The following is a 25,806-nucleotide window of genomic DNA, read 5'->3' on the forward strand; positions in this document are numbered from 1 at the left end:
GTTCAGTCCCTCGGGCCCGGGGCGGGCCGGGCGTCCCATGGCAGGCTGGCGGCCTCCTGCAGCAGTTGCGCCAGGCGCTCGCCGTAAAATCCCAGCAGGGTGCCGGGAAACCCGCCATGTTCCTCGCTGCTGCCCAGCGCCAGGGGAGGCATCACCAGCAGGGGAAAGTCTGCGGGCAAATGCCGGCGGGCCTCGGTGAGCAGACCCAGCCCGATATCCAGGTCGGTGGACAGGGGCAGGTGGGGGCCGTGCTGTTCCACGGCGCCCAGCACCATGACAGCGACCGTTTCCGGGCCCATCCGCGACGCCAATTCAGGTGCGGTCAGATCCTGCCAGCGGTCTTGGCCAACGTGCATAGAGGTCTCCTGAGGCGATGCCGGCAGCGCCGGCTTGCAGCCATGAGTGCAGTGCCGTCGCCGGCCGCCACCGGGGCCAGAGAAAGCGCCGCTGCTCGCCGGCCACCACGTTGTACTCGTAAGCCGCCAGGGTTTCCAGGCGATCAATGCACGCCTCGGCCTGTGACAGGGCGCCCTGGATGAACTCGACGGACAGAGCCGGCAGAGGTTGTGACAGGCCCTCCAGCACCCGGGCCTCATGCCCCTCCACGTCGATCTTGCAGAAGGCCGGCACGCCATGGCGGGCGATGAGATCATCCAGCGTGGTGACGGGGACCATGATGCCATCCTCCCAGCGTACCCGCCGAAAGCCCGGATGTCGCTCCGGCAGTGCCTGGCGCCACTCCAGGGCCAGGGTGGACACCGTGGGATGCAGGCGGCTGATGGCCAGCCGTGCCGAGCCGGGACGGTCGTCCAGGGCCACGGCTTCCAGGTGGATGCCCGGCTGGCCCCGGGTGAGCCACCGTAACCAGGCCAGTGGCAGGGGTTGAGGTTCCACCGCCACCACCCGGGCCCCCAGGGCGGCGAAGGCCAGGGTGCGGTCGCCCACATGGGCCCCCACATCGAAGACCAGATCCCCGGGACGGACGAACGGCCCATACAGGCGACGCAGCCCCGGCTGCCGCCCCGGGCGCCAGTAGATCACCAGGGACCGGGCCAGCCCCAGGCCCGCGGCACCCCGCTCCAGCCATTGCCCGCGCCCTGTGCTCATGGCGGACCGATGAGCATCCGGGCCGGCATCGCCAGCGGCGACTCGGGCGGTGGCGGACACGGGCGATCCGATGATGGCGGTCGTTCCACCGCCTCCCCCGCGGGGGATCGGGCCACCGCCTCCGCCGGCGGCGTGACCAGCAGCCCGGAGGGCGCGCGCCGCCCGCTGAGGCGGAACAGGACCGGCGCCAGCATCAGACCCAGCCATACCGGCGCACTCCACAGGGCCAGGGCCGGCAGGATGAGCAGACACAGCACCAGCCAGCACAGGCCCAGCAATGCCGGAGGCAGCCCCAGGCGCAGGCAGCGACGCCAGCCCAGCAAGCGCCCGGCACGACAGGGTGCCTCCCAGGACACCGGTCTGCCGGCAAGGATCTGCAGGATGAACAGTGTGTGAAAGGCCATCAGCACCGGGGCCAGCAGCACCGCCGAGAGCATCTCCAGCAGCCCGCCCCCCAGCCATGGCAGCGTGCCACCGAAGGAGTGGCGCCGGTCGCGGACCAACGCCAGGCCGACCGCCTTGGGACCCAGCAGCAGGACAAGGGTCGCGCCCAGCAACCACAGGGCCGTCTCCGGGATCGCCCCGGGTGTCAGGGCGGCGGACCCCGCCTCCGTGGCGGTGGCCAGACTGACGAACCCCAGGATCAGCATGGCCGCCCACAGGGGCGCATAGACGAACCCCAGTGCCCCCAGCAGGAAATGCAGCCGACTGAGGGGATGCAGCCCCGGCACACCCAGCAGACGCAGATGCTGCAGGTTGCCCTGGGCCCAGCGCCGTTCCCGGCGCAGGTAGTCCGACAGGTTGGCCGGCACCTGTTCAAGGCTGCCCTCGGCGCCGGTGTCCAGGCGCACGTGCCAGCCGCCCCGACGCAGCAAGGCCGCCTCGACGAAATCATGGCTGAGGATGTCACCGCCCCAGGGCGCGGCACCGGGCAGGCGGGGCAGACCGCAGCAATCGGCAAAGGCCCGGGTGCGCAGGATGGCATTGTGGCCCCAGTAGTTGGCGGTATCCGCCTGCCAGAAGGCCTGGCCGGCGGCCAGCAGGGGCCCATGCAACTGCGCCGCAAGGGCCTGTACCCGGGCCAGGAGGGTCTCGGCCCCCATGGGCCGGGGCACGGTCTGGATCAGCCCGGTCTGCGGGTCGGCCTGCAGGTCCGCCACCAGGCGGCGCAGGGTGTGGCCACTCATGCGGCTGTCCGCATCCAGCACCACCAGGGCCTCGTAGCGCCCGCCCCAGCGGCGGCAGAATTCCGCGATATTGCCCGCCTTGCGCCCCCCGGGCTCCCGCCCGTGACGGTAATGCACCGGAATCCTGCCTTCAAAGCGGCGCTGCAGCGCCACCACCATGCGGGCCTCGTCGTGCAGCACAACGGGATCGCTGGAGTCACTGAGCACGAAGGCCTCGAACCCATCGGGATCGCCACTGGCCGCCAGGTCCTCCAGCGTGGCGGCCAGACCGGCCCCCACGAACCCGGCATCCTCGTGACGGATGGGCATGATCAGCGCGGTACGGTGCGGGGCACGCAGGATGGGGGCGGGTGCGCGGGGCTTCAGTGTGAGGGGGTCCAGGCGCCGGTGCAGCAGCAACGCCCCGACCATTGCGTTCCAGAAGGCCAGGGCAATCCAGGTGAACAGGATGGCGAACAGCACCAGCAGCGGCACCTGCAGCAGCCCCGCCCCGGTGGCCACCAGCACCTGGTGCATGGCCAGCGTTCCCAGCCCCCCGGTGCCCAGGACCAGCAGACCGAACAGGCGACGGCGGCGACGCAGGACGGACGCCTCAGGCATCTTCCGGCCCCCGCCACAGGTACTGCCAGGTCTCGGTGAGCAGCTGATCATGCAGCCTCAGCTGCAGACGCATGTCGGCGGGCGACTCGGGGCTGGCGGCCACCACGAAGGTGGCCCGCCAACCGCCATCCGGCAAGGGCGTGACCTGGGGCGGTTCCACCGGCTGGCCCTGGTGCAGGTCCAGATGGGCGCGCACAGGCAACGAGCCGTCCAGCCGACTCAAGGGGCCACCCTGGAAGTCCACCACGAAACGCCGCTGGTCCAGGGGCACGGGGTCGCCCTGCCCCGGCACCCCGGCGGCGCCGGCACGGGTACGCACCACCCGGGCCAGTTCATGGGCCGAGGGTCGCTGCCAGAGGGGTGTCAGCCGGTAGCTGAATTCACGGGACTCGCCGGCCGCCATGGGCTTATCCGGCGCCCAGAAGGCGACGATATTGTCGTGGGTCTCATCGGGCGTGGGCAGCTCCAGCAGGACCACGCGGCCGGCGCCCCAGTCCCCTTCCGCGGGTTCCACCCAGAGGCCGGGCCGCAGATCATAACGGGCCTCCTGGTCCAGGTAGGCGGCAAATCCCCGGGTTCGCTGCATCAGCCCGAAGGCCGAGGGTCCAACATCCAGAAAGGCGGAGATCTGCGGCGTCTCAGGACGGCTCAACGGGCGCCAGATCCACTCCCCGGCCCGGGTATGCACCAGCAAGCCTTCCGAATCATGCACCCGGGGACGGAAATCCGCGGTGATGGGGTCGGCAAGATCCCCATGGGTGTACATGCTGGTCAGCGGCGCGATCCCCAGCCCCGTAAGGTCGTGACGAGCAAACAGGCGGGCCTGAACGTCCACCGTGACCGGCTCCGTGGTGTGCACCCGGAAGGCATAGGCGCCGGTCACCGACGGGCCCTCCAGCAGCGCGAACAGGTTGACGTGCCGATCCTCCGGCTCCGGCCGCTGCAGGTGCAACTCGGTGAATGCCGGAAACTCCTCCGAGCCCAGGCGGGTGGTATCCACCGCCAGCCCGCGGGCGGACAGGCCGTAGCGTTGTCCGCGCCCCACCAGGCGAAAGTAGGAGGCCCCCTGGAAGACCAGGAACTCGTCCCGGACATCTTCCCGGTTCAGGGGATAGTGCAGGCGCAGCCCGGAGAACCCGCCAGCGGCGCGCTGCTCCGGGTCCAGCTGCGCTGCGTCGTCGTCATAGCGGAACAGGTCCGGGTGAAAGTGGATGGGCCGGCGTTGTCCATCCACCCACTCGTACACCCGCAACGGCTGGGCGAACAGGAAGCCCGCGTGCAGGAACTGCACCTGGAAGTCCGACACCTCCCGCCACAGGGCCCGTTCCGGGCGAAAGCGGATCTGCCGGTGGGCATCGTAGTCCAGCGCCTTCAGGGCCGATGCCTCCAGGGTGGGGGGTGCCTGCCAGGGTGAGTCGGCCAGTCGCTGGGCCCGTTCGCCCAGGGTATCCAGGAGGTCGGCCCGGGCGGCTGGCCAGGCCAGGCACAAGGTCAGCATAATGAGCGCCAGCCCCCGAACCCCGATGTTGCGCTGCCCATGCCCGTCACACCCCGCCCAGGTCCCATCGCCGGCTGGCCCCTGCTGCTGGCCGCAGTGCTGCTCAACATCATGCTGGTGCTGCCGCTGTGGTTGCGCTTCGGGGACGTGGGCGGCCGCTGCATCGCCCTGGAGGCCTGGTGGCTGCCGGTTCTGTTCGCCTGGCTGACCGCCCACTGGACGACCCACGCCGCCCGCGCCGGGGTGGCCTTGCTGCTGGTGCTGGCCGTGGCGGCGGGCCTGGGGGATGCGGCGACCCATCAGATACTGGGCCGATCGCTGAACCTGTACTTCGACCTGCCGGCCCTGGTTTCGGTCCATCACCTGCTGGTGGGCAATCTCGGTCAGGTGCTGGCGGTCATGATCCTGGTGGTGACGGCGCTGCTGCTCCTGGGGGTCCTGGCCTTGGTCTTCCGGGGGCTGCGGCCCGTGCCGCTGGGGGGGAGTGCGGCCGTGCCCGCCCTGGTTATCGGCACCCTGGCCGCCGTGCTCACGGCGCTGGAGGTGGCCGGCGAGCGTGTCGTACCCGTAGCCCGCACCCCGGTGGTGGATACCCTGGCGTTCCAGTCCCGACAGATCCGGGAGACCCACCATGCCCGTCGTCAGTTCGAGACCGCCGTGGTGGACGGGGCCAGACCGGCCCGGGCCCTGCCCGGCCTGGCCGGGCGCGATGTCTATCTGGTTTTCGTGGAATCCTACGGAGTCTCGTTGACCGACGATCCGCGGTTCTCCGGCCCTGTGCTGCCGCGGCTTGAAGCCATGGCCCCTCGTCTGGAAGCGGCGGGGCTGCATGCGGTCACCGGGCGCCTGGACGCGCCCATCCTGGGTGGGCAGTCGTGGCTGGCGCATGCCTCGATGCTGAGCGGCGTGTGGATCGACAACGCATTGTGGTATCGCCTCATGCTGGAACTGGGGCTGCCAACGCTGGTGGATGATTTCAAGGCCACCGGCCACGAAACCATGACGGTCATGCCAGCCATTACCATGCCATGGCCCGAGGGTCGCGCCTATGGCTTTGATCACATCTTCGCCGCCGCCGACCTGGACTATGCCGGCCCGCCGCTGAATTGGGTGACCATGCCCGACCAGTTCACCCTGCATCGCTTCAATGCCTTGCGGGCGCAGGTGAGCGCACCGCTGTTCGCCCAGGTGGCCCTGGTCAGCAGCCATGCCCCCTGGACCCCGATTCTGCCCCTGATCGAGGACTGGGAACAGGTAGGAGATGGGCGCATCTTCGCGCCCTGGGGGGAGGCCGGCCCAAGCCCCGAGACGCTCTGGCAGGACATGGAACGGGTCCGCGATTACTTTGCCCGTTCGGTGGATTATTCGCTGCATGTCTCCCTGGACTGGGCGCTGCAGTTCCTTGAAGACGACACCCTGCTGATCCTGCTGGGAGACCATCAGGCGGCACCGTTGATCATCGGCGAGGACGCCTCTCCCGCCGTGCCCGTCCACCTCATCAGCCGGGACCCCGCGCTGCTGCAACCTTTTCGTGAGCGGGGCTTTGTGCCCGGTCTCATCCCGCCAAAGCCTGGGCAGGCGGCCGGGATGGATGCGTTCCGGCATTGGCTGCATGCGGACTTTGGTCCCGGGTGAGGCCCACCGCTCGCTGTTCAGCGGGTGGCGCCGCATCAGTGCGTGCGGTGCAGGTCACGAGGACTGCTTGCGCATCCCCTCCAGTTGCTCCCGGAAGTCATCACAAGGGTCTGTGATCCGCTGGCGCGGGGTGAACAGGATCACGTCGTACACCCCTTCCATGGCGGTGGTGTAATCCTCGATGGACTCATCCCCTTCGCGCACCTCCACAAAGGCCAGGCTCAGGACCGTGCCCTGGGCCCCCCGGGTCTGCAGATACCGGGGCACCCCATAGTCGCGACGCACATGACCGCTGCCGGCGATGAGCACGACGGGCCGATCGGCCGTGTCCAGCAGCCGGTCGGCCATGTGGGCATCCCGGGCCCGCTGGGCATCCACCATGCCACCGGTGCGTGCCGCCGGAAGATAACCGCAATGGGCGTCGACGATATGCTCGATCAAGCGGCGACCCACCGGACCCGGCAGGGGCTCGCTCAGGCCCAGGCGCTGGCGTTCGGCCTCGTCCATGTGCTCGCGCAGCCCATCCCGGGCCACCTGCATGGCCTCCTCGCTGGAGAGATTGGCAGCCACCAGCGGCTGGTCCTGATCCAGCGCCCACTGCACCAGCGGGCGATATTCATCCCAGGGCCAGTGGCGGGCCTCCACCCCGGCGGCGTCAGCCAGGGCATCGGCGTTTGTCTCGCCCTGGGCGCGCAGGGTGTCCAGCCGGGACTGGTGCTCCAGATCAAAAATCTCCATGGCCAGCGCCGGGGCCCTGTCCGCCGCCGCCAGGGTCTGGATCAACTTCAGTTGCCAGGCGTGATGATCCGGGTTGCCATGCACTTCCCCCAGAAGCAGGATCTCCGCCGCCATCAGCCTCTCGTCCAGCCCCTCCCGGGAGATCTGACGCTGTTCGTCAGGAGACCAGATCTGTCCCACCAGGGGATGATCCCGCAGGTGCGGCGCCAGCCACTCATGGCCCTCGGCGTGCGCAGGAAGGCACATGAGCACGCCGAGGGCCACGGCAGACAGAAGATGATGCAAACGAAATCGCATGGAGGCTTTCCTGCACTGGATTGATCGGTGAACCCGGGTGGAGGGTTATACTGACCCGTGGCCAGTATCGCCCAAAACCCTTACCGCAAAAAACACCATGGAGCCCCTGATGGACCCTGTATCCCCCGCCTTCGGTGACCTTTTCACCATCGCCACACACGCACGCGGCAGGGGGCGTTGAACATGGAAACAGTCCCGTTCATCGACCAGCCCGAGGCCCTGAAGGCCTTCTGTGAGCGCCTCAAGGGGGTGGATTGGTTCGCCCTGGATACGGAATTCATCCGGCAGAAGACCTATTACCCTCAGCTGTGCCTGATTCAGGTGGCCACCCCCGAGGAAGTCGCCTGCATCGATCCGCTCAATCTTGAGGATCTCTCGCCGCTCACGCACCTGCTGTTCGACCCGAATATCACCAAGGTGTTGCACGCAGCGAGCCAGGATCTGGAGATCTTTTTTCATCAACAAGGCCGCGTGCCCGGGCCCATCTTTGACACCCAGGTGGCTGCCTCCCTGTTGGGCCATGGGGATCAGGTCGGCTATGGCAAGCTGATCCAGCTGGTGCTGGGAGTGGAGCTGGAGAAGGGGCAGTCGCGTACCGACTGGGCCCAGCGCCCCCTGGAGACCATTCAGCTGCGTTATGCCGCTGACGACGTGCATTATCTGGCCCGAGCCTATCCGCTGATGCGTCAGGCCCTGGAAGACAACGGTCGGCTCGCCTGGCTGGAAGACGATTTTCAGCGCATGCAGGATCCGCGCACCTACCAGCCCGACCCGGAGACCATCTGGCGGCGCCTGAAGGGCATCAACACCCTGCGCGGCGAACAGGCTCTGGCTGTGGCCCGCAACCTGGCCCGCTGGCGCGAACAGGAAGCCATGCGCCTGGACCGCCCGCGCCGCTGGCTGCTCCAGGACGAGGTGATCCTGGACCTGGCCCGCCGCAAGCCCCGCGACCTCAAGACCCTCGAACGGGTGCGGGGCCTGGCCGAGCAGACCGCGCGCCGCCACGGCGACACCCTGCTGGAACTGATTCGCGAGGGTGCCCAATGCCCCTCGGCTGACTGCCCCACCCTGCCCCCACGTACACGCCTGGAGGCCGACCAGGAGGCCCTGGTGGACGTGGCCATGGGCCTGCTGCGCCATCTGGCGCTGAAAAACGACATCAGCCCCGCCGCCATCGCCACCCGCCGTGACCTGGAGGCCCTGGTATCCGGTGACCCGGACTGCTCGCTCCTGCAGGGCTGGCGTGCCCGCCTCGCAGGACGGGAACTGTCGACCTGGCTACGAGGGGAGACTGGCCTTTCCGTACGAGGTCACCAGCTCACGCTAACCCATGGCGAGAACCCGGAAAGATGAAGTCGCCCCCGCATGCACGTTAGACTGGGGTCTCATTCATGAAAGAAGTTGGAGGAACGGCCGCATGCAGATCGGCAGCAACAAGGTGGTAAGCATTGATTACAAGCTTACCGACGACGAAGGCCGGGTGATCGATCACTCCTCCGATCGTGGGCCTCTGGCCTACCTTCACGGGGCGGGCAATATCATTCCTGGGCTGGAAACAGCCCTTGAGGGCAAAAAGCAGGGTGACGAACTCAATGTTCGCGTAGAGCCGGCACAGGCCTACGGGGAACGGGATGAGCAGATGATCCAGACCCTGAATCGCAGTCAGTTTCAGGGCGTTGACGAACTGGAAGTGGGCATGCAGTTCCACGCCGGTAACCAGAACGGTGGCGTGCAGGTGGTGACGGTTGTGGCCATTGATGGTGATGATGTCACCATCGATGCCAACCATCCTCTGGCTGGCACCACCTTGAACTTTGATGTCACGGTACGTGAAGTGCGCGAGGCCTCTCCCGAAGAACTGGAGCACGGTCACGCACACACCGATGAAGGGGCCAACGATCACTGATCCTCAGCCCGTTTGAAGCGGCCCGAAACCAAGTAAGGCCCCAAAAAAAACCCCGCCGGCGAGTCATCACCGGCGGGGTTTTTTCATGATCGAATTCCGGCTTGTTTAGCCTTCAACGGTCACGTTAACGGCCTGCAGACCCTTGGGGCCCTGCTGAACCTGGTAGTTGACCTTCTGACCTTCCGCCAGGGTCTTGAAGCCATCAGCGGAGATCGCTGAGTAATGCACGAACACGTCGGCACCGCCATCTGCGGGGGCGATAAACCCAAAGCCCTTCGTTTCATTAAACCACTTTACAGTACCGGTAGACATTGATCCTAACCTCAATCTTTTCTTTCAGGTGAGTACAGCTCCATGCAGCGGGCCGGTGCCGACGTCGAACGGACAACTCAAACCGCTACATGGGCCCAGTCTATCCGCTTCCCGCCCCACACGCCATACCGGTATAACCCGAAGCACTGTATTCAAGGCCGCCCGGACGCGGGCCCAACGAATTTTCCCCTTCAGGATCAGGATATTGGGCGCATTTGCGTTGTACCATAATATTTGCGGTCAAAGCCTTCATCAGGCAGCCGCGTAGACACCTCGAGCCGTGCTCACCACCCGGCCATTGCGCTTGAGGTAGGCCAGGGTCTGACTGATATTGCGCGCTTCAAAGCCCCGGGATTCCAGTTCGCCCTTGAGTTCCCTGGTGCTCATCTGGCCACGCTCGTTGATGATGTCCACCACATGCTGGCTGAGATTGGAGGTACTCGAACCACGGCCACGGCCTTTGGCCGTATCCGCCCCCAATTGCTTGATCTGTTTATCCAGGGCTGCCAGTTCAGCCTTTTGACGGGCCACCACCTCACTGCGTTGTGCCTGCAACCGGGCGAGACGCTCCCGTCGCTCCTCCTCCACTTGACGGCGCTCGTCCTCCCGGCGCTGGCGGGCCAGCTCGTACAATTCTTCAGAAGTCATGGTTTCAAGCGACTCGGTCATTTTTCTCACACGCCAATGATGATTTTATAATTGGATACCCTTGATGAGTGCCGGTTCCAGGGGCAGATAAAGTGGCGACGCATTGCTGCGTCACCCACATCGGGTGCCATGGAACCAACCCTTGGGGGTTTTGGTTTGTGTCGATAAAACTGACATTTTAGCGCTTCGCAAAGCAAAAGTAGAACGCCCCCCCGCTGGATTGGTGCAACGCGTGCAAAGGGGCTATCCTTGCCCCTCGCCTCAATTGCCCTTTCCCGGATCCCGACGCCTGCGATGCCCCTTGATGATGCCCGCCAACAGGCCATCCGACAAACGGCCCATGACCTGTTCATGCGGGCCGCCCATTGGTACGACATCACCAGCCCACCGCCGCCTGTGGCTCTGAACCTGCGTGGGCGTGCAGCAGGTCAGTGGCGTGTGGTCTGCGGGGAGGAATCGCTGCGGTTCAACCCGCACATCTTTGCCCAGGACTGGGCCAATCACTTTCCCGAGACCGTGGCTCATGAGGTGGCTCACAGCATCATTTACCGACGCTTTGGTCTGGGGGCGGACCGGCGACGGCCCCACGGGCCGGAGTGGCGGGAGGTCATGTTGAGGCTCGGTTTCGAGCCCCGGGTGACCCATTCATCGGATCTGTCCGGGGTGCCCACCCGGCGCACCCGCAAGTTCCCTTATCGCTGCAGTTGCAACGTCTACGCCCTGGGTACCCGACGGCATAGAACGGCGCAGGCCGGGGAGCGCATTTACTATTGCCGCAAATGCGGCGAAACCCTGCGTTTTTCCCCGGAAGAACCCCTGGCCCCTCACGTAAAAGCCACATAGACATTCTCCCCCGAGGGGGAGAAGGTCAGGGGATGAGCGGGGGTGAGGCAGGCACTGTGCCGATCCTTACCCCTCCCCCCCGGGGAGAGGGTCTCGAAACGTCGCTTTCATCATCGGAGAGCCTCAGCCACCCGATTCCAGCGTCTCCCAGCGCTCATAGGCCTGAGCCAACTCGGTTTCCAGTGACTCCATGCGGGCCTGGACGGCGGCGATCTCTTCCTTGGGTCGCTGATAGAAATCCGGGTCGCCCAGGGTCTGCTGAATATCCGCCAGTTCAGCCTCCAGGGCCTCAATGCGCTTGGGCAGGGCATCCAGTTCCCGCTGATCCTTGTAACCGAGCTTGGCGGATTTCGGTGCTGGCTTCGCCTTGGGGGCCTGAGCGGCGGGCGCGGCGACTGACGTGGCGGAAGGCGCCTTCGCCTTGGGCCGCTGCCGCAACCAGTCTGAGTAGCCCCCCACGTACTCCCGGAAACAGCCCTCTCCCTCGAAGGCGATGACACTGGTGGCCACGTTGTCCAGGAAGTCACGGTCGTGGCTCACCACCAGCACGGTACCGGGAAACTCCACCACACGCGCCTCCAGCATCTCCAGGGTGTCCGCATCCAGATCGTTGGTGGGTTCGTCCAGCACCAGCACGTTGGCAGGGCGGGTGAACAGCTTGGCCAGTAGCAGGCGGTTGCGCTCGCCCCCCGAGAGGGCCTTCACCGGCTGACGGGCACGGGCCGGCTCGAAGAGAAAATCCTGCAGATAGGACAGCACATGACGGCTTTCATCCCCCAGGGTGAGTCGGTCGCGACCCTCGCCCACGTTGTCCATCACGCTGGCCTCTTCGTCCAGCGCGGCCCGATGCTGATCGAAGTAGGCCACCTCCAGGTTGGTCCCCAGACGGATGTGACCGGACTGGGGCTCCAACTGCCCCAGAAGCAGCTTGAGCAGGGTGGTCTTGCCCGCACCGTTGGGGCCGAGGATGCCCACCTTGTCGCCGCGCATGACCAGCGCGGAAAAGTCCCGGATCACTGGCTTGCCGTCAAAGCTGAAGCTGACGTTCTCCGCCTCTGCCACGATGCGCCCGGATGGCGCCGCCGAGCGGGTCTGGAGGCGCGCCGTACCCTGACGCTCGCGCCGCTCGCTGCGTTCCGCCCGCAGGGCCTTGAGGGCCCGCACCCGCCCCTCGTTACGGGTGCGCCGGGCCTTGATGCCCTGGCGGATCCAGACCTCTTCCTGGGCGAGCTTCTTGTCGAACAAGGCATTCTGCCGCTCTTCTGCCTCCAGGGCCTCCGCCTTGCGGGTGAGATAGGTGTCGTAGTCGCCGGGCCAGCTGGTGAGCCGGCCACGATCCAGCTCGATGATGCGGGTGGCCAGTCGCCGCAGGAAGGCCCGGTCGTGGGTGATGAACAGCAGGGTGCCCTCGAACCCCAGCAGAAACTCTTCCAACCATTCGATGGCAGCCACGTCCAGGTGGTTGGTAGGCTCGTCCAGCAACAGCAGATCCGGCCCCGTGACCAGGGCCCGGGCCAGCAGCACACGACGCTTCAGACCACCCGACAGTCCATGGAACGGCGCGTCCGCCTCCAGCCCCAGGCGTGACAGCACCATCTCCACCCGCTGCTCCAGCATCCAGCCATCGCCGGCCTCCAGTTCGTGCTGGCACTGTTCCAGGGCCTTGAGCTGGGCCTCGTCGGCACCGGTCTCCATGGCGCGAATCAAGCCATGATAACGGCGCACCGTGTCCCCCAGGGCCCCAAGGCCATCGGCAACCACATCGTAAACGCTGCCCTCAACCTCCTTCGGGACCGCCTGCTCCAGCATGGCCACCTTGAGGCCATCACTGCGCACGATTTCGCCGTCGTCGGCCTGTATCTCACCCTTGAGCATGCGCATCAGGGTGGATTTGCCCGCGCCGTTGCGGCCCACCAGGCAGAGGCGCTCCCCGGGCTCGATGGTCAGATCCACTCCGTCCAGCAACGGGTGATGACCATAACTGAGTTGGATATTGCGCATGACCAGCAAAGGCATGGAGGTTCCGGCAGGGTTTGGGCGGACCCGCATTGTACCCGGAAGCCACGAGTCTCAAACGTCCAACCGAGGAGCCGGGTGACACCCACGGCCCAAACATCAGTAAAATGGGGGATCACTCACCCATCACCTGATGAGCACGCCTTGAAACTCCTGGCCTCCGAGTACCGGCACTGGCGCAACAAATCCATCACCCTGCTGGGCATGTCCGGCGTGGGCAAGACGCGCCTGTCTCACCTGCTGCGACGCGCCCATTGGTTCCACTATTCCGGCGATTACCGCATCGGTACCCGCTATCTGGATGAACCCATCCTGGATAACATCAAGCGCCAGGTGATGCACATCGAATTCCTGCGGGACCTGCTGCGCTCGGATTCCATCAGCATCGTCAACAACCTGTCGGTGGACAACCTCCAGCCGGTGTCCAGCTTTCTGGGCAAGCTGGGCGACCCGGAGAAGGGCGGCCTGTCGCTGAAGGAGTTCAAGCGACGCCAGCGCCTGCACCACGACGGCGAAGTGAACGCCATGCGGGACGTGCCGGACTTCATCCGCAAGGCTCACGAGATCTATGGATTCGACCATGTGGTGAATGACGCCGGTGGCAGCGTGTGCGAACTGGACGACCCGGGCGTCATGGAACTGCTGGCCGAGCACTCCCTCATCATTTACATCAAGGCCACGGACCGGGACGAGCGAGAGCTGATTCAGCGGGCCGAGGAAAGCCCCAAGCCGCTGTATTACCGGGAGGACTTCCTGGACCGGGAGCTGGAGGTCTATCTCAGGGAAAACAACCTGCGTTACGTGGCCCAGATCGACCCGGATCAATTCGTGCGCTGGATGTTCCCGCGCCTGTTCCGCGACCGCCTGCCCCGCTACGAGGCCCTGGCGGACCAGTACGGCTATACCATCACCACGGATGAACTGGCACAGGTACATAGCGAAAACCAGTTCAACGCGTTGATCGAAAAGGCTCTGGAAAGACAGACTTTCTGAACCCCGAACCGGGACCCTCACCATGCCGCTTGTCGCCAACTCCGAACTGCCCACGTTTTCCCGCCTTCAGCAAGAAGGCCAGACGGTGCTGGCCGGTGCCTACGCCCTGCGCCAGGACATCCGGGCCATGCACATCGGGCTGTTGAACATGATGCCCGATGCCGCCCTGGCGGCCACCGAACGCCAATTTTTCCGGCTTGTGGGCGAGAGCAACCAGATCGCCCAGTTCTATCTGCACCCCTTCACCCTGGATGCCCTGGAGCGCGGCCCCAAGGGCCGCGAACACGTGGAGCGCTATTACGAGCCCTGGGAGCAGATCCAGGAGCAGGGCCTGGACGCCCTGATCATCACCGGCGCCAATGTCACTCAGCCGGATCTATCACTGGAGCCCTTCTGGAAGCCCTTGATCCAGGTGATTGACTGGGCCCACGAGAACGTGACCTCCACCCTGTGCTCCTGCCTGGCCACCCATGCGGTGATGCAGTTCCGTTATGGCCAGACCCGCAGCCCGCTGGGGTTCAAGCGCTGGGGTGTGTATTCCCATCGTGTGGTGGATCGCACTCATCCGCTGGTGGCGGGCGTGAATACCCGCTTCGATGTGCCCCACTCCCGCTTCAACCATGTTTCCCGCGAGCAGTTCGAGGCCGCCGGGCTCAAGGTACTGGCAGAGAGCGAGGAAGCCGGCGTGCATCTGGCGGTGAGCGAGGACGAATTTCGTATCGTCTTCTTCCAGGGGCACCCGGAGTACGACCTCATCAGCCTGCTCAAGGAGTACAAGCGGGAGGTCAAGCGCTATGCGGCGGGGGAGCGTCCCGATTATCCACCCGTGGTGCAGAATTATTTCAGCCTCAAGAGTCAGGCGATCCTGGAAGAGCATCGTGAACAGTTGAACCTGGCCCTCGCCCGCAACGAAGTACCCCCGGAGTTTCCCGAGCAGCTCATCATCGAACAACTGGACAACACCTGGCACGACACGGCCGAGGCGGTGATCAACAACTGGATTGGCAACGTCTATCAATACACCCATATTGATCGCAAACGCCCCTTCCGTGACGAGGTGGACCCGGGAAACCCCCTGAACCGCAGCCGGGGCTGACCCCGCGCGCCATCCATGGACCATCGAATCCAGAGCCGCCAGCCTCCATGGGCGTGGCGCGCCCGCTGAAGGATCCTGCCCATGTCAGCACAACCCCCTTTCCAGCAGCCTTCGCGCCCCGTGGTGGAACTCTACGAAACCCTCACCGGAGACGAGGACGCCCGGGTCTGCAAGGACATCCCCGACGCCGCCTGCCGGGTGCAGCCGGCGAATTTCTTCGTCCATCTGGTCTCCAACACCGCCTCCAAGATCGGCGATGAACTGGCCAGTGCTCGCCTGGTGCTGGCCTGGCTCATGGCCGCCCTGGGCGCCCCGGCGGCACTGGCCGGATTCCTGGTGCCCATCCGTGAATCCGGCTCCCTGCTGCCGCAGTTGTTCGTGGCCGCCTACATCCGCCGAGCGTCGGTGCGCAAATGGTTCTGGGTGTGGGGCAGCGTGGGTCAGGGGGTGGCGGTCATGCTCATGGCCGTGGTGGCCCTCACACTCACCGGAGCCGCCGCCGGCTGGGCCATCATCGGGCTGCTGACCCTGTTCGCCCTGTCCCGGGGCGTGAACTCCGTGGCCTCCAAGGACGTGCTAGGCAAGACCATCGCCAAACGCCGCCGCGGCACCCTGATGGGCTATGCAGCGGCCATGGCCGGTGCCGTCACCCTGGCCGTGGGGGTCTGGCTGACCTTCCAGGCCAGCGAAGACGCCGGCATCGGCTTCTTCGTCGCCCTGCTCATGATCGCCGGCGGACTCTGGCTGCTGGCCGCCCTGGTCTTTGCCGCACTCAAGGAGGCCCCCGGCGCCACCGAGGGCGGTGGCAACGCCGTCAGCGAGGGCCTGCGTTCCCTGAGCCTGATGCGCACGGACCGACCCTTCCGGCATTTCGTGATCACCCGGGCCCTGCTCATGACCACCGCCCTGGCCCTGCCCTTCTACGTGATCCTGGCCCAGCAGGAAGGCTCTGGTGACATCTCCGGCCTGGGCATCCTGATCATCGCCACCGGCCTGGCCGGCGCCCTCAGCGCCCCGTTCTGGGGGCGCTTCTCGGATCGATCCAGCCGCCAGGTGCTCATGCTTTCCGGGGCCATGGCGGGGCTTCTGGGCCTGCTGGTCTTCGCCCTGGTCACCCTGGGGGTGGACTGGGCCGCCACCCACTGGGCCTTTGCCGTTTATCTGTTCATCATGGGCATTGCCCATGCTGGCATCCGCCTGGGCCGCAAGACCTATCTGGTGGACATGGCCACCGAGCAGACCCGCGCCGCCTACACCGCCGTGAGCAATACCCTGATCGGCGCCCTGCTCCTGGTAGGTGGCCTGTTCGGCATGGTGGCCCAACTCGCCGGCACCGCCGCCGCCATCCTGGTGCTCTCCCTGGTCACCCTGGCCGGCGTCGCCAGCGCCTGGCGGCTGGAGGAAGTGCAGTAGGATCGGCGGCCACCCATTCGCGGGCAGGCCCGCTCCCACAAAAGCCCTGCCGACACAGGGGCGGGGGCATTGGGCTAGCCGGCGGCCATTCGGGGGGCGTTGGCGGGTTCATCCGCTGCCCCGGCCGTGTGCAGCGCCGCCAGATGCTCCACATCACACAGCTTCTCCAGCTGCCGCGCCAGCATGGCCGGGTCACGACTGCCGGCCACCTTGAGACGCACATGATAACGATGGCCATCATCGTCCAGGCGCACATGCATGTCCCGCACCTCGAACCCCCGGGAACGCACCGTGCGCAGGATGCGCTCAAGACTGCCATCGGCCGGTCGGGCCAGTAACTGGAATTGCGGGTTCATGCGACCTCCTCCTCGATCATCTGGTCATTGGACATGCCCGGCCCCACAATGGGCCAGACATTCTGTTCACGGGCCACCGGGATATGCAGGAGCAACGGCCCCTGGGTTTCCAGGCAGGCCTCAATGGCGGCATCCACCGAATCCACGCCTTCAATGCGCAGCGCCGGGATACCGAAGGCCTGGGCCACCTGGACGAAATCCGGGTTATCGGACAAATCCACCTCCGCCAGGCGTCCCTCATAGAAGAGCTCCTGCTGCTGCCGCACCATGCCCAGATACTGGTTATCGAACACCACCATCTTCACCGGCAGGTTGTAACGGCGCAGGGTGGCCAGCTCCTGCACATTCATCATGAAAGAGCCGTCGCCGCTGATATTGATCACCTGGGCGCTGGGGTGCGCCATCTGGGCCCCAATGGCCGCCGGCAGACCAAAACCCATTGCCCCCAGGCCGCCACTGGTAAGGTGGCGACGCGGGTGCCCAAAACCATGGAACTGGGCCACCCACATCTGGTGCTGACCCACATCACAGGCGATATGGACCTGGGCATTGCCCTGCTCGGAGAGGCGCCTGAGAAAGCGCAGTGCCGGAAAGGTATCGCCCTTTTCCGGCGGCAGACGAAAATCCCCCACCCGGCGCAGCTCGGCGCAATGGTGCCGCCAGACCTCGGTGGACGCGGGCGTGGCCAGGGCCGGCAGCAGGCGATTCAGATCCCCCAGCAACGACACCTGGGGCGGGCGCAGCTTGGAAACCTCGGCGGCATCCACGTCCATATGGATCACCCGGGCATGGGGAGCAAAATCCGCCAGCCGCCCGGTGGCCCGGTCATCAAAGCGCGCCCCCACCACCACCAACAGATCACAGGCCTGCACCGCCCGGTTGGCACAGGGCGCTCCGTGCATGCCCAGCATGCCCATGTTCAGAGGATGATCCGCCACCAGCAGGCCCAGCCCCTTGAGAGTGGTGACCACCGGCGCCCCGGTGGTCTCGACGAAGTCGCGAAAGGCCTCCACTGCCTCGGCCAGCACCACGCCGCCGCCAGCATAGATGATGGGCTGATCCGCTTCGGCCAGCAGCGCGCGGGCCTGGGCCAATTCCTGCTCATCAAGGGCTGGGGCTTCATGGGCAACACCGGTCTCGGCGGACGCCCATGACGCCCCGGGCAAGGGGGCCAGTTGCACGTCCTTGGGAATGTCCACCCAGACCGGTCCGGGACGCCCCTCCTGAGCCAGCCAGATGGCCTCTTCCAGGATGCCGGGCAGATCCTCCACCCGGCGGACCAGGTAGCTGTGCTTGGTGATGGGAAGCGTCAGACCCAGGACATCGGTCTCCTGAAATGCATCAGTGCCCATGAGTCCGGTGGGCACCTGGCCGGTGATCACCAGCAGGGGCACCGAGTCCATGTGGGCGTCGGCAATGGCGGTGATGAGGTTGGTGGCGCCGGGGCCGGACGTGGCAATGCACACCCCCAGGCGCCCGGAGGACCGGGCAAAGCCATTGGCGGCGAAACCGGCGGCCTGTTCATGGCGGGTGAGGATGTGCTTCAAGGCGCCGGGTTGCCGGGCCAGCGCATCGTAAAGGGGCATGATGGCCCCACCGGGATAACCGAATGCGGTGTCGACACCATGGCGCCGCAGGATCTGGATAACGGCGTCGGCACCGTTGGAAGGGTCTTGATCCGGGGCTTGAGCCCCGTCGGCGGTGGCGGCTTGGCTGGGCGGCATGGGGTCAGTCTCCTGCTGAATCCTGTCTTTTTTGGGCGGCCATAACGCAAAAACCCCCGGGGGGTGCCCGGGGGTTTTTGCAGGAATCGGATCGGTGTGGTCAGATCGTCAGCGCAACAGGCTCCCGGGCCGTGGTGTTTCCACGACTACCAGTACCCGTACGCTGACGATGTGGCCGAACATTAAATGGCGATCCGAATAGTTGTGTTGTTCACTTGGTCTTGATCTTAAGCGGCCCAAAACCGCTTGGCAACCCCTTCCACCGCCTCACGCAGACATCGGATCACCGATTTGCGCCCCGACACCCCCAGCGCCCGGGCCGTCGCCTCCCAGGAACGCTGCTGCAGCAGACACATCACCAGTGCGAGACGATGCGCCCTGGGCAACCCGGCAAGGCGCGCTGGATCGGCCAGACCCCAGCGGATCAGGGCATCCAGTTCGGGAAGACAGGCTTCGAAGGGGCGCTGCCAGCGGGCGAAGGCCTCCAGGGCCGGGATATCCCGTGGCGCGGGCGGCGGAGCGCCCGAGCCGGCACCCAGGGACAGCGCCAGGTCCGCGTCCATGGAACGCAAGGGACCGGCCAGCAGCCGCGGCAGACCGCGAACGAAGTGGCTGCGCGCCGGTTCCATGGCCTCTCTACCGGCCTGGGTGAGTGGGCGCAGTAACGTGGCGCCCCAGCCACCACTGCTCACCTCCGGCTTGACGCCGATGCGAGTGACTTCAAACCCCTCGCCGCGCCAGAAATCCAGGAGCTCCGGCGTGGCCCCAAAGCCCGCTCCCACCAGGTCGGCGCCCCCCTGGCACGCATGATCCACCACCCGCCTCAGCAGGGCCGTGCCCAGGCCCTGCCGTTGCAACTGCGGATGCACGGCAATCCGCACCACCCGCTCATAATGAAGACGGCCCGAGGCCGGCGGGGCACCACCATGGAGAATCATCCCCACCGGCAGAAAATGCCCCTGGGGCCGGCGGCGCCCCTGGGCAACGGCCCGGGTCAGTTCGTCATCCAGCCCCCCTTCCCGCGCCAGCAGCGCCACGGCAACCACCTGCCCCTGATGGCGCCAGGCCAGTACCTGAAGTCCGGAGTCATCCAGCAGGCGCTGCAGATCCGAGGGACGGGTGCGGTAATGGGCCAGCACCAGCAGACCGAAAACCTGCTCCAGCAGGGGTTCGTCCTCCAGCCACAGAGAAGGTGAGAGCACCTGGACCATGCCCTCCCCAGGGTTTGGGCGGGCCTCATGCCCCACCTCGGCCGGTCGAGCGCTGAGCATCAGCAAACGATCCATGAGGGCCTCCACCGGGTCATCCGCCGCCCAGCGGATCGGCTGGGTCAGGTGCAGATAGCGGGTCTGCGGGGCACGGCTCCGCAGAATCCCCTGGAACCGGGTCGCAAACCCCTGCCCGGCCCCCTCATAGCCATGGATGGTGGTGGCAAAGGCGACCCGCTGATGCCCCTCCAGCAGTCGGACAAGCCAGTGGACGGGGATCCCGGCAGCCTCATCCACCAGCAGCAGATCCGCAGGGATGTCACAGGCCTCGTCAGGGGGACGATATTCCAGAACGGCACCGGGCACCTCCAGCCGATGGCCCCGATCACGCGCCGCGCCCGAAGAGTCCTCCCCCAGACCGCCCCGAGCGTGAGCGAACACCGGCGCCACCGAAGCAAGACGAGGCGCAGTGACCAGGATGCGGTAAGGGGCATGCGTCACCGGCAGTTCCTGACGGGCCGCCAGCAGACGGGCGGCAGCGATGCCCAGGGCCGCGGATTTGCCCCGTCCCCGGTCGGCGGTGAGCACCAGCGGGCGTCCGGCCCGGCCATGGGCCAGGCGCTCCAGGGCCTGGACAGCCTGATGCTGATCCCCTGTGAGGCAGTCATCCGTATCGGGCGTCCGGGGCATGCCGACTGGCAGGGGGAAAGGCAAAGGCAGGTCCCGGGCCGTCAGGCTCTCCCGTGACGGATTCAGCGGCAACAGCCCCGAGTCCCCCAGAACACGCAGACACCGCTGCCCGAAACGGGAGACCTCTGCCTGGCGTCGGGGCAGGATCAACAGGACCACGCCACCCCCGCGCACTGCACCCGTCGCAGCTCCCAGGGCGTCGGAATGCAAGCCGGCCGTGGCGTCCAGAATCAGCACATCCAGCGTCCGCCCCAGCAAGGTATCGGCCTGGGCCGAGGGCAGGTGTGGGTACGAGGCCGGCGAGGCCGGTGCGGCTCCCACCCAGGCCATCCGCATGGTTGCGGACAAACCGGCGCACCAGTCCCATGCCAGCGCCTGCATGGGTTCTGCCGGGCCGGCCAGCCAGACAAGGCGACGGTGCTCCGGGGAATCAGTCGGTGTGATCCGGACGTCGGGGCTGGAACGCTGTGACCGATGCGCCGGGGTGCGCCGGGAAACCTGGGGTGAGGACATGGTTTTGCCGTCGGGGCCGTGGTGGCGTGCCGCCCGTGAGGAGAACTGGATCACTGGAACGCAAAAATGTGAAACAGTTATAGCATCCAACCAGGGTCAGGCGTATGATCGAGCGAGCAGACATTGTGAAAGCCCTGACTGGACGGGCCTGAATCGCTTGATGGTATGGACTTCACTCGCTCTGCTCTTTTGTTCTTTTGATCGAGGTAATACTGAAGTGCTGACTGGTACCGTGAAGTGGTTTAACGAAAGCAAGGGCTTTGGGTTCATCACCCCCGACGATGGCGGCAAGGATGTCTTTGTACATTTCTCGTCCATCGAAGGCGGTGGTTTCCGTACGCTGGCCGAAGGCCAGAAGGTCTCTTTTGAGACCCAGACCACGCCCAAGGGCATGGCTGCGGCGAACGTCCAGCCCGCCTGATCAGGCTGAAGGCCCGGGGGCGCAAGCCTGCCGAACCCAGCAGACCTGACAACAGAATTGAGTGATGCGAACCCCGCCTTGGCGGGGTTCTTTTGTTTCAGGGACTCGACGGCCCCTGACTTCAGTGGCTGTCCGAGCGGCCTTCCTTCTTCCCGGTGAACATGGATTTCAGGTAGGCATACCAGGGATCACCCGTGGTGCCGGCCATGTAGACATGGCCAATGATGAAGACCAGCAACCCGAAGGCCGCGGCCACATGCACATAGGCCACGGTGGCGAAAGGGAGCAGGCCCTCCAGCGCCGTCCCGCGCCAGGCGGCATAAAAGAGTAACAGCAGACCCGAGATCCACAGCGCCGGGGCAATGGCCGCCTTGAAGCTGAAATAAGCCATGCGCTGCAGCGGATTGTGCTTGGACGCGGGCGTCTGGGTATAGGGCTTGGCCTCCCCCGAGAAGATCCCGTAGGCGTAGTACATCATCACCGCCAGCATGCCCCGGTGCGTGGGCACGTACTGGCGCCACTCACCGGTGACCACATGCCAGAAGATGGTGAAGGCCCACAGCACGATCAGCGCCCAGGCCAGCACGATATGGATGGAGAACGCGGTGTTGTAGCCCAGCAGCCCGTAGGTGCCGTGGATCTCGAACCCCGTGAGCAACAGGCCGAAGATCAGCACCGCCTGGCTCCAGTGCCAGAAACGCTCATACAGGGTGAAGATACGAACTGAACTCATGGTATGCACTCGTCAGTGGTAGCGGCGGCGATGGAGCCAGTAACGGACCCCGCCGTGGCCCAGCACGCCCAGCAGGGTGAGGATCACGGCCGTCCAGCCGATGGGTTCGATCCAGGGATGACGATCCCGCCCTGGAATGTAGGGCCCGGGCAGATCCGCCAGGCGCCCGTCCGTGCTGTGGCAGGACTCGCAGCTCAAGGCCTGCTCCTTGGGCGCCACCATGTGATTCACCGGCCAGTACATGCGGGTGTCCACGAAATCGAAACTGCCGCTGTAGGTCGCATCGGTCTGACCGGCACGGCGGGCCTCGGCCATGCCCGAGGTGATGGCCTTGTCCCAGTCGTAACCCCGCCAGAAGGCATTGTCGTCCCGGCCGAACAGGTGGGCCAGGAGCAGGGTCTCGAACTGCGTGTCATAGGGCTGGCGCCCCTCCATGACCTTGAAGGGCCAGATGCGGGCGCGCGGGTCATCGGGGCTGCCCTCGGGGAAGTTCACTTCCACCGGCTGGCCCGGGTCGATGCGGTCACCCAGCAGGGTGTAGCGCATGTTGCCGTCGAACCAGCGGTAGAGGGGGGGATAGTCCTCGTCCCAGCCGAAGCTCCCCTTCATGCCGTCATATATCACGTTGCCCTGCTGATCCTTGCGCACGATGGGGCGCCCATCCTCGTTCCGCTCGCCCGCAGTGGACCAGTCCCAGGAGATCTTGGTGGGCATCCCGCCCCGGGCGATTTCCGGCACGTGGCAGGTCTGACAGGCGATGCGCTCCACGTGCTGATTGAGCTTGTCGTGGATGCGGGTGTCGTGGGGCTCGGTGCCATGGCAGGACTCGCAGGATGGGCGTTCGCTCTCGCGCCCGGGCACGCTGATGCCACCCTCAGCCTTGGCGGTTACATGGTAGCGACTGCCTTCCTGGATATGCCCGCTGAATTCATGGCAGGTGGAGCAACTGAAATCCAGCCCGTCCGGTGACATGTGCACGTCCACGGAATGGGCGGGAGACAACAGTGTGCTGTCCAGGTCCCCATGCTTGACCGCATCACCCCCGCCCCCCTCAAAGTGACAGGAACCGCAGGTCTCGCGGCTGGTCTTGCCCACGTTCTGCGCCACCTCGGCCAGATCCGGTGCCTTGAAAAGGGTGCCACGGAAGACCCTGTCCTCGGCGGGCGGATGGCCGCCGCCCACGGGGAACTTCACGTAGGTGCCGGTGGTGTCGTGGCACACCAGGCAGTCCACCTTTTCCTCGGCGGTGAAATCAAAGTCAGCACCGTCGAAGTCGTAACCCGTGTGACAGGAGCTGCAACGTTCCTCGCTGCCCGCAATCCCCAGGCACAGATTATTGAGGGCAAAGCGTTTGCCCAGCTTCTGGCCGGTTTCCGGCTGATCATACTCCCAGGTCCAGTGGATGCTGCGATGGACTTGAAGGGCCGCCTCGGTATGGCACTCCAGGCAGGCCCGGGTGACATCGGGACCAGACTCGAACGGACCACTGAGCTGTTCGAACTTGCGATGATCCGCAGTGCTCTCCAGCAGCATGGTGGGGGCATCCAGGGTATCTGCCGCCGGCGACTGGCCCGGCTCCTGTGCCAGGACAGGTGCCATCAACAGGGTCAGCATGATTCCGAGCAGGAAAGAGCAGACAAGGGGTCTTGACACGAATGACTCCTCGGGAGGTGTCGCGGAGGAAGGCCCCGGCGGGCGGCGGAACGCCGCGCTGCGTAACGGGGCCTATCGAGACCGCTGATGGGTCGATTAATTAGTATTTACTAATAAACCACTCAAACCCTTCGCGCCATGGCGAAAGGCGAAGTCCATGACCCACATCAAAGGCGGCCCGGCATCAACCTGCACGATGCCAGTCGGCCTGCTCGGCGCGCTCATAGCCGCCAGCGCGAACCACATAGGAGCGGATGCGGCCGGATTCGAAATAGGTGCGGGCCATGAGTTCGCTGAGCACGCCGGTGGTCAACAGTTGCACCGACACCAGCACGCACATCACCCCCACGAACAGCAGCGGCCGTGTGCCGATGCTCTCACCCAGCAGCACCTTCACCAGGAACAGATAGCCCAGGATCACCGAGCCCAACCCACCGAAGACCAGGCCGATGGAGCCGAAGAAATGCCCAGGCCGGGCCTTGTAGCGCATGAAGAAATAGACCGACAGCAGATCCAGGATCACCCGAAAGGTGCGGGAAATACCGTACTTGGAGTCCCCGTGGGCCCGGGCATGGTGGGTGACCACGTGCTCGCGGATACGCCGGGGCGATGTCTGGGTGGCGAACCAGGCCGGGATGAAACGGTGCATCTCGCCGTAGAGCCGCACCCCCTTGAGGACATCGGCCCGGAACACCTTCAGGCTGCAGCCGTAGTCGTGCAGGTTCACCTTGGTGGTCCACCGAATGAGCTTGTTGGCGATCCGCGAGGGGATCTTGCGTTTCCACAGGTCGTCATGGCGATCCTTGCGCCACCCCGCCACCATGTCCAGATCCTCCTCCAGCAGGCGTCGTACCATGGCGGGAATGTCGCCGGGATCATTCTGCAGATCCCCATCCAGAGTGGCGATGATGCTGCCCCGGGCATGGTCGATACCCGCCTGCATGGCGGCGGTCTGACCAAAATTGCGCTGCAGGCACACCACCCGCACATGCCGGCCATGGCGCTTGCGTTGCTCCAGCATGCGGTCGGGTGTGGCATCGGCGCTGCCATCATCCACCAGCACCACTTCCCAGGGGATGGGCTGCCCCGCCAGGGCCTCGTGGATGCGCTCCACCAGCGGGACCACATTGTCTTCCTCGTTGTACATGGGCACCACCAGGGACAGGGACAACCCCTCCTCGGTCACATACATGGCGTAGCCCAGGCCGTCCCCAGGGCTGGCTTCGTTGGCTGAAGGGTCGGCAGGAAGCAGGGTGGACATCAGTTTTCTCCTCGGGTCGCCGGGAGCCAGGGCACCAGGGCACCGGCGACAAGGGTTGATCCCAGCATGAACAAATGCAGGTTGATGGCGGCCGCCAGGGCATCCTGGGCGTTTACACCGAAGGGCAGCAGGGCCGCCATGACACCGGCCTCATAGGTACCGGCGCCAGCCACACCGTGCACCGGCAGTACACTGGTGAGGTCGCCGGCGATCACCGCCAGCCACAAAGCCGGGGCCGAGGTCTCCAGGAACAGGGCCAGGACCCAGACAAAGACGGCAAGTTTGACGGCCCAATTGCCCATGGTCCAGCCCCAGGCACGCCAGAATGCCCGGGGCGACTCGGGCAGGGCCTGCAAGGCCCTGAGCATCAGGGATGCCAGACGACGGTCCTCCCAGGGTTCGATCCGGGCAATCAAGAAAGGTGCCATCCGGCGGATGAGCGGCAAGGTGGCCAGCCACATGAGCGACAGTGCGAGGGCCGGCCCCACCCCCAGGGCATGACTGCCCAGGGCCAGCAGGGCGAAAAATCCCAGGGTGTGAAGATCCATCAACCGGAACCACAGCAGCACCGGCACGGAGTTCAGTGGTGGCACCTGGAAGTAACGCGCCATGAGCAGCGGAAAGCTCAACTCCCCGGTGCGCATGGGCAGCAGATTATTCAGCAGATTATGGGTGAGGGTGAGGCGCAGGCAGGCACCAAAGCGGCCCCTCATCACTGGCCGATAATAGTCGTACAGTCGCAGGGTGCGCAGGACATAGGTCAGCCCGGCCAGCAGGGCGGCCACGATGACCAGGCCCCAGGAGAGTTCGGCCCAGGGCGCCAATACCCGTGACCAACCGTAGGCCAGTTCCACGAAGACAACAAAGGCGCCGAAGATGGCAATGGAGGTGAGCAGTCTGAGGTGAGGCATGGGTAACTGAAGGCAGAGCGCGGCGGCGCTGTTTGGTAGACTGTCGG

General features: G+C 65.6%; 23 protein-coding genes. 8 read left to right on the forward strand and 15 right to left on the reverse strand.

What is annotated here, in order from left to right; genetic code table 11:
* Positions 1-2 precede the first annotated feature (2 nt).
* Genes LPW30_RS00230 through LPW30_RS00245 form a run of 4 tightly spaced genes read right to left on the reverse strand, consistent with a single transcriptional unit; the run spans position 3 to position 4,392 of the window.
* A complete protein-coding gene (locus LPW30_RS00230) occupies positions 3-356 on the reverse strand; it encodes a creatininase family protein (protein WP_239679794.1) in 354 nt (117 codons plus the stop codon).
* Positions 313-1,107, reverse strand: a complete 795-nt coding sequence (locus LPW30_RS00235) for an FkbM family methyltransferase (RefSeq protein WP_239679795.1) — start codon at positions 1,105-1,107, stop codon at positions 313-315. Before LPW30_RS00235 ends, LPW30_RS00230 begins: the two co-directional genes overlap by 44 nt.
* Positions 1,104-2,894, reverse strand: a complete 1,791-nt coding sequence (gene mdoH, locus LPW30_RS00240) for a glucans biosynthesis glucosyltransferase MdoH (RefSeq protein ID WP_239679796.1) — start codon at positions 2,892-2,894, stop codon at positions 1,104-1,106. The genes LPW30_RS00235 and mdoH overlap by 4 nt, the downstream gene beginning before the upstream one ends.
* Positions 2,887-4,392: an OpgD/OpgG family glucan biosynthesis protein gene (locus LPW30_RS00245; RefSeq protein WP_239679797.1), complete on the reverse strand. Its 1,506-nt coding sequence runs from the start codon at positions 4,390-4,392 to the stop codon at positions 2,887-2,889. The genes mdoH and LPW30_RS00245 overlap by 8 nt, the downstream gene beginning before the upstream one ends.
* A 39-nt stretch (positions 4,393-4,431) precedes the next feature.
* On the opposite strand from LPW30_RS00245, the gene LPW30_RS00250 reads away from it, so the two are divergent.
* A complete protein-coding gene (locus LPW30_RS00250) occupies positions 4,432-6,027 on the forward strand; it encodes a sulfatase-like hydrolase/transferase (protein WP_239679798.1) in 1,596 nt (531 codons plus the stop codon).
* Positions 6,028-6,081: 54 nt separating this feature from the next.
* On the opposite strand, the gene LPW30_RS00255 is transcribed toward LPW30_RS00250, so the two are convergent.
* On the reverse strand, positions 6,082-7,062 hold the full coding sequence (locus LPW30_RS00255) for a ChaN family lipoprotein (protein WP_239679799.1): 981 nt from the start codon (positions 7,060-7,062) through the stop codon (positions 6,082-6,084).
* 183 nt (positions 7,063-7,245) lie between these two features.
* Between LPW30_RS00255 and rnd the strand changes: the two genes are divergently transcribed.
* Complete coding sequence (rnd, locus tag LPW30_RS00260; protein ID WP_239679800.1) at positions 7,246-8,415, forward strand: ribonuclease D; 1,170 nt, start codon at positions 7,246-7,248, stop codon at positions 8,413-8,415.
* A 64-nt stretch (positions 8,416-8,479) separates the two neighbouring features.
* Positions 8,480-8,968 carry an FKBP-type peptidyl-prolyl cis-trans isomerase gene (locus tag LPW30_RS00265; protein WP_025280461.1) on the forward strand — a complete coding sequence of 163 codons (489 nt, stop codon included), beginning with the start codon at positions 8,480-8,482 and terminating at the stop codon, positions 8,966-8,968.
* Between the two features lie 105 nt (positions 8,969-9,073).
* Here the strand turns inward: LPW30_RS00265 and cspE are convergent, their stop codons facing one another.
* Positions 9,074-9,280: a transcription antiterminator/RNA stability regulator CspE gene (gene cspE / locus LPW30_RS00270; RefSeq protein ID WP_025280460.1), complete on the reverse strand. Its 207-nt coding sequence runs from the start codon at positions 9,278-9,280 to the stop codon at positions 9,074-9,076.
* A gap of 252 nt (positions 9,281-9,532) precedes the next feature.
* Positions 9,533-9,928 carry a hypothetical protein gene (locus LPW30_RS00275; protein WP_239679801.1) on the reverse strand — a complete coding sequence of 132 codons (396 nt, stop codon included), beginning with the start codon at positions 9,926-9,928 and terminating at the stop codon, positions 9,533-9,535.
* 294 nt (positions 9,929-10,222) lie between these two features.
* On the opposite strand from LPW30_RS00275, the gene LPW30_RS00280 reads away from it, so the two are divergent.
* Positions 10,223-10,771, forward strand: a complete 549-nt coding sequence (locus tag LPW30_RS00280; RefSeq protein ID WP_025280458.1) for a SprT family zinc-dependent metalloprotease — start codon at positions 10,223-10,225, stop codon at positions 10,769-10,771.
* A gap of 123 nt (positions 10,772-10,894) precedes the next feature.
* Here the strand turns inward: LPW30_RS00280 and uup are convergent, their stop codons facing one another.
* Entirely contained in the window at positions 10,895-12,787 is a 1,893-nt protein-coding gene (gene uup, locus LPW30_RS00285) for an ATP-binding cassette ATPase Uup (protein WP_239679802.1), read from the reverse strand.
* A gap of 144 nt (positions 12,788-12,931) precedes the next feature.
* Between uup and LPW30_RS00290 the strand changes: the two genes are divergently transcribed.
* From LPW30_RS00290 to LPW30_RS00300, 3 genes are all read left to right on the forward strand, one after another.
* A complete protein-coding gene (locus tag LPW30_RS00290) occupies positions 12,932-13,780 on the forward strand; it encodes an ATPase (RefSeq protein WP_238623959.1) in 849 nt (282 codons plus the stop codon).
* Positions 13,781-13,802: 22 nt separating this feature from the next.
* Positions 13,803-14,876 (forward strand): homoserine O-succinyltransferase MetA, encoded by a 1,074-nt coding sequence (metA, locus tag LPW30_RS00295; protein WP_025280455.1) that lies wholly within the window; start codon positions 13,803-13,805, stop codon positions 14,874-14,876.
* Between the two features lie 81 nt (positions 14,877-14,957).
* Complete coding sequence (locus LPW30_RS00300) at positions 14,958-16,289, forward strand: MFS transporter (protein WP_025280454.1); 1,332 nt, start codon at positions 14,958-14,960, stop codon at positions 16,287-16,289.
* A gap of 74 nt (positions 16,290-16,363) precedes the next feature.
* On the opposite strand, the gene LPW30_RS00305 is transcribed toward LPW30_RS00300, so the two are convergent.
* The 3 genes from LPW30_RS00305 to LPW30_RS00315 all read right to left on the reverse strand — a co-directional run bounded on the left by LPW30_RS00305 (position 16,364) and on the right by LPW30_RS00315 (position 20,780).
* On the reverse strand, positions 16,364-16,645 hold the full coding sequence (locus LPW30_RS00305; RefSeq protein ID WP_025280453.1) for an ACT domain-containing protein: 282 nt from the start codon (positions 16,643-16,645) through the stop codon (positions 16,364-16,366).
* Positions 16,642-18,369 carry an acetolactate synthase 2 catalytic subunit gene (gene ilvG, locus LPW30_RS00310; protein ID WP_239679803.1) on the reverse strand — a complete coding sequence of 576 codons (1,728 nt, stop codon included), beginning with the start codon at positions 18,367-18,369 and terminating at the stop codon, positions 16,642-16,644. The genes LPW30_RS00305 and ilvG overlap by 4 nt, the downstream gene beginning before the upstream one ends.
* A 227-nt stretch (positions 18,370-18,596) precedes the next feature.
* Positions 18,597-20,780 (reverse strand): tRNA(Met) cytidine acetyltransferase TmcA, encoded by a 2,184-nt coding sequence (locus LPW30_RS00315; RefSeq protein WP_239679804.1) that lies wholly within the window; start codon positions 20,778-20,780, stop codon positions 18,597-18,599.
* A gap of 217 nt (positions 20,781-20,997) precedes the next feature.
* On the opposite strand from LPW30_RS00315, the gene LPW30_RS00320 reads away from it, so the two are divergent.
* The gene (locus LPW30_RS00320; RefSeq protein WP_025282765.1) at positions 20,998-21,201 is read left to right on the forward strand and encodes a cold-shock protein; all 204 of its coding nucleotides are present in this window, start codon (positions 20,998-21,000) and stop codon (positions 21,199-21,201) included.
* A 121-nt stretch (positions 21,202-21,322) separates the two neighbouring features.
* On the opposite strand, the gene LPW30_RS00325 is transcribed toward LPW30_RS00320, so the two are convergent.
* The 4 genes from LPW30_RS00325 to LPW30_RS00340 form a co-directional block, all read right to left on the reverse strand.
* Positions 21,323-21,934, reverse strand: a complete 612-nt coding sequence (locus tag LPW30_RS00325; RefSeq protein WP_025282766.1) for a cytochrome b/b6 domain-containing protein — start codon at positions 21,932-21,934, stop codon at positions 21,323-21,325.
* 12 nt (positions 21,935-21,946) lie between these two features.
* The gene (locus tag LPW30_RS00330; RefSeq protein WP_239679805.1) at positions 21,947-23,587 is read right to left on the reverse strand and encodes a tetrathionate reductase family octaheme c-type cytochrome; all 1,641 of its coding nucleotides are present in this window, start codon (positions 23,585-23,587) and stop codon (positions 21,947-21,949) included.
* Between the two features lie 184 nt (positions 23,588-23,771).
* Positions 23,772-24,779 (reverse strand): glycosyltransferase family 2 protein, encoded by a 1,008-nt coding sequence (locus LPW30_RS00335; RefSeq protein WP_238624047.1) that lies wholly within the window; start codon positions 24,777-24,779, stop codon positions 23,772-23,774.
* Between the two features lie 68 nt (positions 24,780-24,847).
* On the reverse strand, positions 24,848-25,759 hold the full coding sequence (locus tag LPW30_RS00340; protein ID WP_238623962.1) for a lysylphosphatidylglycerol synthase transmembrane domain-containing protein: 912 nt from the start codon (positions 25,757-25,759) through the stop codon (positions 24,848-24,850).
* Positions 25,760-25,806 lie beyond the last annotated feature (47 nt).

The organism is Ectothiorhodospira variabilis (genome assembly GCF_022227625.1).
Lineage (GTDB): Bacteria > Pseudomonadota > Gammaproteobacteria > Ectothiorhodospirales > Ectothiorhodospiraceae > Ectothiorhodospira > Ectothiorhodospira haloalkaliphila.

Bases quoted from the DNA above. Each gene is read 5' to 3' on its own strand.
- LPW30_RS00230 (WP_239679794.1), bottom strand. From the start codon at position 356: ATGCACGTTGGCCAAGACCGCTGGCAGGATCTGACCGCACCTGAATTG.
- LPW30_RS00235 (WP_239679795.1), bottom strand. From the start codon at position 1,107: ATGAGCACAGGGCGCGGGCAATGGCTGGAGCGGGGTGCCGCGGGCCTG.
- mdoH (WP_239679796.1), bottom strand. From the start codon at position 2,894: ATGCCTGAGGCGTCCGTCCTGCGTCGCCGCCGTCGCCTGTTCGGTCTG.
- LPW30_RS00245 (WP_239679797.1), bottom strand. From the start codon at position 4,392: ATGCTGACCTTGTGCCTGGCCTGGCCAGCCGCCCGGGCCGACCTCCTG.
- LPW30_RS00250 (WP_239679798.1), top strand. From the start codon at position 4,432: ATGCCCGTCACACCCCGCCCAGGTCCCATCGCCGGCTGGCCCCTGCTG.
- LPW30_RS00255 (WP_239679799.1), bottom strand. From the start codon at position 7,062: ATGCGATTTCGTTTGCATCATCTTCTGTCTGCCGTGGCCCTCGGCGTG.
- rnd (WP_239679800.1), top strand. From the start codon at position 7,246: ATGGAAACAGTCCCGTTCATCGACCAGCCCGAGGCCCTGAAGGCCTTC.
- LPW30_RS00265 (WP_025280461.1), top strand. From the start codon at position 8,480: ATGCAGATCGGCAGCAACAAGGTGGTAAGCATTGATTACAAGCTTACC.
- cspE (WP_025280460.1), bottom strand. From the start codon at position 9,280: ATGTCTACCGGTACTGTAAAGTGGTTTAATGAAACGAAGGGCTTTGGG.
- LPW30_RS00275 (WP_239679801.1), bottom strand. From the start codon at position 9,928: ATGACTTCTGAAGAATTGTACGAGCTGGCCCGCCAGCGCCGGGAGGAC.
- LPW30_RS00280 (WP_025280458.1), top strand. From the start codon at position 10,223: ATGCCCCTTGATGATGCCCGCCAACAGGCCATCCGACAAACGGCCCAT.
- uup (WP_239679802.1), bottom strand. From the start codon at position 12,787: ATGCCTTTGCTGGTCATGCGCAATATCCAACTCAGTTATGGTCATCAC.
- metA (WP_025280455.1), top strand. From the start codon at position 13,803: ATGCCGCTTGTCGCCAACTCCGAACTGCCCACGTTTTCCCGCCTTCAG.
- LPW30_RS00300 (WP_025280454.1), top strand. From the start codon at position 14,958: ATGTCAGCACAACCCCCTTTCCAGCAGCCTTCGCGCCCCGTGGTGGAA.
- LPW30_RS00305 (WP_025280453.1), bottom strand. From the start codon at position 16,645: ATGAACCCGCAATTCCAGTTACTGGCCCGACCGGCCGATGGCAGTCTT.
- ilvG (WP_239679803.1), bottom strand. From the start codon at position 18,369: ATGCCGCCCAGCCAAGCCGCCACCGCCGACGGGGCTCAAGCCCCGGAT.
- LPW30_RS00315 (WP_239679804.1), bottom strand. From the start codon at position 20,780: ATGTCCTCACCCCAGGTTTCCCGGCGCACCCCGGCGCATCGGTCACAG.
- LPW30_RS00325 (WP_025282766.1), bottom strand. From the start codon at position 21,934: ATGAGTTCAGTTCGTATCTTCACCCTGTATGAGCGTTTCTGGCACTGG.
- LPW30_RS00335 (WP_238624047.1), bottom strand. From the start codon at position 24,779: ATGTATGTGACCGAGGAGGGGTTGTCCCTGTCCCTGGTGGTGCCCATG.
- LPW30_RS00340 (WP_238623962.1), bottom strand. From the start codon at position 25,759: ATGCCTCACCTCAGACTGCTCACCTCCATTGCCATCTTCGGCGCCTTT.